We start from the raw sequence: 6,294 nt of genomic DNA, 5'->3' as shown, positions 1-6,294 counted from the left end.
GCGCCAACCGCCATGACATGAAGATGGTATGCCCGACAATCGAAGATTTGCAGTTGGACCGGCCAACGCCCACGTCAGACAGTCCGCAGGGACTGTGCCTCGACAAGGGCTACGATTATGAGCAGGTCCGCCAATGGGTTGAGCAGCTTGGCTTCACCGCGCATATCCGGGCACGTGGGGAGGAAGCCCAGGACATCAGTAAAAATGCGGGATTTCGCGCTCGACGTTGGGTCGTCGAGCGCACGCACAGCTGGATGAACCGGTTTCGGGGTTTGCTGATCCGTTGGCCGAAGAAAGCGAGCAATTACCTTGCCTTTCTTCATCTGGTATGCGGAATCATCGCCTGGCGCTCAGCAGGTCTACTGGGATAGCCTCTTAGTGCCGTCTCCGGTCATCAGGTCAGGATGGCCTTCCCGGCGGTGGCATTTTCCTACGGAGTTTGCCGTTTATCGGTAAGCGATATATACTGGCTTCGTACAGCGGCCACGGAGCCAAAAATAATGATCCGATCCTTTGCCTGCCCAGACACTAGGGCGTTGTTTGAAGGAAACCGGGTGGCTCGGTTCGCGAACATCCTGGCGGCAGCGGAGCGCAAGCTCACAATGCTCAATGCGGCAACTGAGCTGCGAGACTTGAGGTCTCCACCTGGGAACAGGCTGGAATCGTTAGCCGGGGATCGTGCCGGGCAACACAGCATCAGGATCAACGCGCAGTGGCGCGTCTGTTTTGTCTGGACTGATGATGGTCCTGTGAATGTCGAGATTGTCGACTATCACTAAAACGTAACAACGGCGTTACGCCATGGAGGGCATATGTTTACGAACGGAATGCGCCCGGTGCATCCGGGAGAGATTCTGCGCGAGGAATATCTGGAGCCATTAGGTATGTCTCCTAACGCCCTGGCCAACGCTTTGCATCTGACCGCGACCCGAGTGAATGACATCGTGCGGGAGCGGCGCGGGGTTACCCCTGCCACCGCTTTGCGCCTGTCTCAATACTTTGGAACAACTCCAGAGTTTTGGATGAATCTTCAAATGATGTATGAGTTACGGAAAGCGGCGGATGAAGAGGGGCAATTGATCAAGGATACGATTCGGCCTCTTGAGTTACAGGTTGCATAACTCCGGGGTAGCTTGACAGCTCTTTCTTTGTTGAGCATGACGTCGACGAGGAGCGGCAAGATGCCGAGTAGTTGCTTTGTGGCATTCTGATCGACGGCCCGTGTCCAGTTAGGCTGATTGGAGCTGACGCTCTTGGAATCGGTTATTCTTGGCGAAATCGGAAGGGCCAGGCGTGACCGGGGCATTGAGGCGATCAAGGCCGGCATGAAGGGCGGATGGCGTTACAAAACAAAAAGCCCAACCATAATGGCTGGGCCAAGTGCTTGATTCTATTGGTGCCGGCTGCAGGACTCGAACCCGCCACCTGATGATTACAAATCAACTGCTCTACCTGATGAGCTAAGCCGGCAATGTGGCCAGAATTATACCCTTATTTGATCCGGGTCAACGTCGGGCGGCCGCCTTTTTTGGGTGGTTCGTCGTCGTCGTCGGGTGCATGCGACACCTCGGACGCGGTTTTCGCCGGAACGGCGGCCAAACCGGGGCCCGGGGCCGGGCTGGCTGCAGGTTCCGGTGCGGGCGGGGGCAGGTCGGCGGCTGTCGTCGTGACGTCGAAGGCCATGCCCTGGCCGTTTTCGTTGGCGTAGATGGCCAGCACGTTGTGGACCGGGATGTACAGCTCGCGCGAGACGCCGTTGAAACGGGCCCGGAAAGTGATCGCGTCGTTGTCCATTTTCAGCCCGGAGGTTGCGCCGTAGCTGATGTTGAGAATGATTTCGCCCTTTTTCACGTATTCCATCGGAACCGTGGTGGCGGCGTCGACCTTGACGGCCAGGTAGGGCGTGTAGCCGCTGTCCGTGCACCATTCGTAGATGGCACGCAGCAGGTACGGCTTGGTGGAGATGTCTGGCATAGTTATCGGGGCGTGATGCGGGATGTTACACGCCAGTGTACTTCGATTCGCTTGCGGCGTCGTAAACTGGCGTGCAACGGAGGCGGCGCTTAGCGGCGCATCACCTTTTCGGACGGGGTCAGGGCTTCGATGTAGGCCGGACGCGAGAAGATGCGCTCGGCATACTTCATCAGCGGCGCCGCGGTCTTCGACAGTTCGATACCGTAGTGGTCCAGGCGCCACAGCAGCGGAGCGATGGCGACGTCCAGCATCGAGAACTCGTCGCCGAGCATGTATTTGTTCTTCAGGAACAGCGGGGCCAGCGTCGTCAGGCGGTCGCGGATTTCGGCGCGCGCCTTGTCGTGGCTCTTGTCGCCCATCTTGTTGCGCTCGTTTTCGAGCGTGTTGACGTGGACGAACAGTTCCTTCTCGAAGTTGAACAGCATCAGGCGGGCGCGGGCGCGCATGAGCGGGTCGGCCGGCATCAGCTGCGGATGCGGGAAGCGCTCGTCGATGTATTCGTTGATGATGTTCGATTCGTACAGAATCAGTTCGCGCTCGACCAGGATCGGCACCTGGCCGTACGGATTCATCGTCGAGATGTCCTCGGGCTTGTTGAACAGGTCCACGTCGCGCACTTCGAAGTCCATGCCCTTTTCGAACAGGACCAGGCGGCAGCGCTGGGAGAACGGGCACGTGGTGCCGGAGTAGAGAACCATCATGGTTTATAGTTCCTTCAAGAAACAAAGGGGTGAAGCGCCAGGCGGCTCACCCCGAATAGACATTGCCCGCATTATAACCGGGCAATCAACTCACTTTACGTCTTTCCAATAAGAAGCATTCAACGACCAGGCGAGGAAAGCGAAGAAAGCGAGGAAAATCACGACGATCGCACCGAGGCGCTTGCGAAAGTCGCGCGCCGGTTCGGCCATCCAGTCCATGTAGGCGACCAGGTCGGCCACCTGCGAATCGAACTCCTGCTCGCTCAGCTTGCCCGGCGTCACCTGTTCGAAACCGGCGAAGCGGTGCACGGTCTTGCCCGGCTCGTGCGGATCCGGTTCCTCGACCATCTTGGCCGTGCGTACACCCTGCAACTGCCACAGCACGTGCGGCATGGCGACGTTCGGCACGACCATGTTGTTCCAGCCGGTCGGGCGGGTATCGTCCTTGTAGAAAGTGCGCAGGTAGGTGTAGATGTAGTCGGGGCCGGAGCCGGCGCTCGAGGCGCGCGCGCGCGTGATCACCGACAGGTCCGGCGGCACCGCGCCGAACCAGGCTTTCGCATCCGCGGGACGCATCGCGATCGTCATCATGTCGCCCACCTTCTCACCCGAGAACAGCAGGTTGTTCTTGATCTGGTCTTCGCTCAAACCCAGATCGCGCAGGCGATTGTAGCGCATAGCCGATGCGGAGTGACAGTTCAGGCAGTAGTTGACGAACAGCTTGGCGCCGTTTTGCAGCGAGGCCATATCGGTGCGTTCGGGCGCCCGGTCGAGCGGGAACGCCCCTTCGTTTGCGAACACGAATCCCGGCAGCAGCGCCAGGACCGCGAGCAGTTTTTTTGAAAAAAGCTTCATGGTTGTCCTTTGGCTTGAATTCCGGAAATCAATGCGGGGTGAACGTGACGCGCGTGGGCACCGGCTTGAACCGGCCCATCGTGCTCCACCACGGCATCAGCAGGAAGAAGCTAAAGTACAGCAGCGTGCAGGCCTGGGCGACCAGCGTGTAGGTCGGGGTCGGCAGCTGGGTGCCGAGGTAGCCGAGCGTCAGGAACGCCAGGAAGAACACGGCATACACGGTCTTGTGCCAGCTCGGGCGGTAGCGGATCGACTTCGCCGGCGAATGGTCCAGCCACGGCAGCAGGGCCAGGATCACGACGGCCGAGCCGAACAGCACCACGCCCCAGAATTTCGCGTCCAGCACCTGCGGCAGCATGCCGATCTCGGCCAGGATGGCGATCACGGTCACGGTGGCCTTGGTCTTGAACGACAGGCGCGACCGGAGCCAGATGAACACGACGTACGCGGCCAGGCCGGCCATCACGACCCACATGAAGTCCGACGTGGTCGCGCGCAGCACCGAGTAGAACGGCGTGAAGTACCAGGTCGGCGCGATGTGCGGCGGGGTCTTCAGCGAGTCGGCCGGCAGGAAGTTGTTGTATTCCAGGAAGTAGCCGCCCATCTCGGGCGCGAAGAACACGATGCTGCTGAAGATCAACAGGAACATCGACACGCCGAACAAGTCCTTGGTCGTGTAGTACGGATGCGACGGAATCGCATCGACGCCGTGGCCGTCCGGGCCGAGGTTGTCCTTGACCTCGATGCCGTCCGGGTTGTTCGAGCCCACTTCGTGCAGCGCGATCAGGTGCGCGGCGACGAGGCCCAGCAGCACCAGCGGGATCGCGATCACGTGGAACGCGAAGAAGCGGTTCAGGGTGGCGTCCGACACGACGTAGTCGCCGCGGATCCACAGCGACAGGTCCTGGCCGATGAACGGGATGGCGCTGAACAGGTTCACGATCACCTGGGCGCCCCAGTACGACATCTGGCCCCACGGCAGCAGGTAGCCGAAGAAGGCCTCGGCCATCAGGCACAGGAAGATCGCAAAGCCGAACAGCCAGATCAGCTCGCGCGGCTTGCGGTACGAGCCGTACAGCAGGCCGCGGGTCATGTGCAGGTACACGACGATGAAGAAGGCCGACGCGCCCGTCGAGTGCATGTAGCGCACGAGCCAGCCCCACGGGACTTCGCGCATGATGTATTCGACGGAACCGAACGCCAGGTTGGCGTCCGGCTTGTAGTGCATGGTGAGGAAGATGCCGGTGACGATCTGCATCACCAGGATCAGCATCGCCAGCGAGCCGAACAGATACCAGATGTTGAAGTTCTTCGGCGCGTAGTAGCGGCCCCACTGGTCGTTCCACAGCTTCGACAGGGGGAAGCGGTCGTCGACCCAGGCCAGGGCCCGGTGGCTTTTCGGCGCGTCGGCCGGGAGTTTGGTTTCCTTGAACGCTGCGCCCATCTTATGCCTCGCCTTTCTCGTCTTTGCCGATCAAGATCTTGTTGTCGGACAGATACATGTAAGGGGGAACATCGAGGTTGGCCGGGGCCGGCTTGTTCTTGAAGACGCGGCCCGACAGGTCGAACGTCGATCCATGGCAAGGGCACAGGAAGCCGCCGTGCCAGTTGTCCGGCAGGTTCGGCTGGGGGCCTTCGGTGAAGCGCGGGGAGGGCGAGCAGCCCAGGTGCGAGCAGATGCCGACGACGACGAGGACTTCCTTGTGTTTTTCGTAGGCGCGGAATTCGTTCTTGGCGTAGGGCGGCACCGGCAGCTGGAACGACCTATCGGAATTCGGATCGGCGACCAGGCTGTCGTTCTCCGGCAAGGTGGCCAGCATTTCGGGCGTCCGGCGCAGGATCCACACAGGCTTGCCGCGCCATTCCACGACTTTCAGTTCTCCCGGCTTGACGTCCGAGATATCTGCTTCGACCGGAGCCCCGGCCGCTTTTGCTCGTTCGGAGGGCTGCAACGTACTGACCAGCACCCCGGCCGTTGAAACACCGACAACGCCACCCGCCGCGCATGTAGCCACGAGCAAGCCTCGCCGGCCTGGATCGACCTGCTTCTCATTACTCATACCAACTCCATTCGTCAAATGCGAAATGTTGCAATGCAATACGTTGCAAACCAGTAAAAGGTTTTTTTGCAACAGTCGATTATAGGTGATCGGTTTTGCAAACTAAAGCAAAAATGTTTGCGCCGTCAGACGTTTTTTTAAAAGCACATTTATTTGATTTGGATCACTTGACCGTAAGGTTTTCTCACTGGATCGGATTGCCCCGGGTTTCCTGTATCATCGCTATGAACCTTGCAAGGTTTTTAAAAATACAAAGGAGGGCCTGGGATGGCTATGCTGGAAGAGTTCAAGAAATTCGCGATGAAGGGCAACGTCATCGACCTGGCGGTCGGTGTGATCATCGGCGGCGCGTTCGGACGCATCGTCGATTCCCTCGTGCAGGACGTCATCATGCCGCCCATCGGCAAGCTGTTCGGCGGCCTCGATTTCGCCAGTTACTACCTCCCGCTCAACGGCCAGCCGTACGGCCTGCCGCTGGCCGAGGCCAAGAAGGCCGGCGCCGTGCTTGCTTACGGAAATTTCTTCACGATCTTGCTGAACTTCCTGATCCTGGCGTTCGTGATTTTCCAGATGGTGCGCCTCATGAATCGCCTGCGCAGCCCGGGCAACAAGGCGCCGGAAGTGGTCGTCGTCGAGCCCCCGCCGCCGCCGGAAGAGGTCGTGCTGCTGCGCGAAATCCGCGACGCGCTGAAGCGATAAACGCG

General features: G+C 59.8%; 9 protein-coding genes and 1 tRNA gene. 4 read left to right on the top strand and 6 right to left on the bottom strand.

Features of this window, described 5'->3' with window-relative positions:
• The 3 genes from ISF28_RS15700 to ISF28_RS15690 form a co-directional block, all read left to right on the top strand.
• On the top strand, positions 1–371 hold a 371-nt coding region (locus ISF28_RS15700; RefSeq protein ID WP_198118095.1), incomplete at its 5' end, for a transposase.
• 129 nt (positions 372–500) lie between these two features.
• Entirely contained in the window at positions 501–779 is a 279-nt protein-coding gene (locus ISF28_RS15695) for a type II toxin-antitoxin system RelE/ParE family toxin (RefSeq protein WP_198118094.1), read from the top strand.
• A 33-nt stretch (positions 780–812) separates the two neighbouring features.
• Positions 813–1,121 (top strand): HigA family addiction module antitoxin, encoded by a 309-nt coding sequence (locus ISF28_RS15690; RefSeq protein ID WP_198118093.1) that lies wholly within the window; start codon positions 813–815, stop codon positions 1,119–1,121.
• A 273-nt stretch (positions 1,122–1,394) separates the two neighbouring features.
• Here the strand turns inward: ISF28_RS15690 and ISF28_RS15685 are convergent.
• The 6 genes from ISF28_RS15685 to petA all read right to left on the bottom strand — a co-directional run bounded on the left by ISF28_RS15685 (position 1,395) and on the right by petA (position 5,590).
• Positions 1,395–1,470: transfer RNA gene (locus ISF28_RS15685), tRNA-Thr, on the bottom strand.
• 21 nt (positions 1,471–1,491) lie between these two features.
• The gene (locus ISF28_RS15680) at positions 1,492–1,974 is read right to left on the bottom strand and encodes a ClpXP protease specificity-enhancing factor (protein WP_198118092.1); all 483 of its coding nucleotides are present in this window, start codon (positions 1,972–1,974) and stop codon (positions 1,492–1,494) included.
• 89 nt (positions 1,975–2,063) lie between these two features.
• The gene (locus tag ISF28_RS15675) at positions 2,064–2,675 is read right to left on the bottom strand and encodes a glutathione S-transferase N-terminal domain-containing protein (RefSeq protein WP_198118091.1); all 612 of its coding nucleotides are present in this window, start codon (positions 2,673–2,675) and stop codon (positions 2,064–2,066) included.
• A 90-nt stretch (positions 2,676–2,765) separates the two neighbouring features.
• On the bottom strand, positions 2,766–3,530 hold the full coding sequence (locus tag ISF28_RS15670; RefSeq protein WP_198118090.1) for a cytochrome c1: 765 nt from the start codon (positions 3,528–3,530) through the stop codon (positions 2,766–2,768).
• Between the two features lie 28 nt (positions 3,531–3,558).
• Positions 3,559–4,974 carry a cytochrome b gene (locus ISF28_RS15665; RefSeq protein WP_198118089.1) on the bottom strand — a complete coding sequence of 472 codons (1,416 nt, stop codon included), beginning with the start codon at positions 4,972–4,974 and terminating at the stop codon, positions 3,559–3,561.
• Between the two features lies 1 nt (position 4,975).
• Positions 4,976–5,590, bottom strand: coding sequence for a ubiquinol-cytochrome c reductase iron-sulfur subunit (gene petA, locus ISF28_RS15660; protein WP_198118088.1), 615 nt, complete (start codon positions 5,588–5,590; stop codon positions 4,976–4,978).
• A gap of 267 nt (positions 5,591–5,857) precedes the next feature.
• Between petA and mscL the strand changes: the two genes are divergently transcribed.
• Positions 5,858–6,289, top strand: a complete 432-nt coding sequence (gene mscL, locus ISF28_RS15655; protein ID WP_307727445.1) for a large conductance mechanosensitive channel protein MscL — start codon at positions 5,858–5,860, stop codon at positions 6,287–6,289.
• The last annotated feature ends 5 nt before the right edge of the window (positions 6,290–6,294 follow it).

It is taken from the genome of Massilia rhizosphaerae (assembly GCF_016093545.1).
GTDB classification, from domain to species: domain Bacteria; phylum Pseudomonadota; class Gammaproteobacteria; order Burkholderiales; family Burkholderiaceae_D; genus Telluria; species Telluria rhizosphaerae.
Note: the sequence above shows the minus strand (reverse complement) of the source record. Positions and strands in the feature narration are given on the sequence as shown.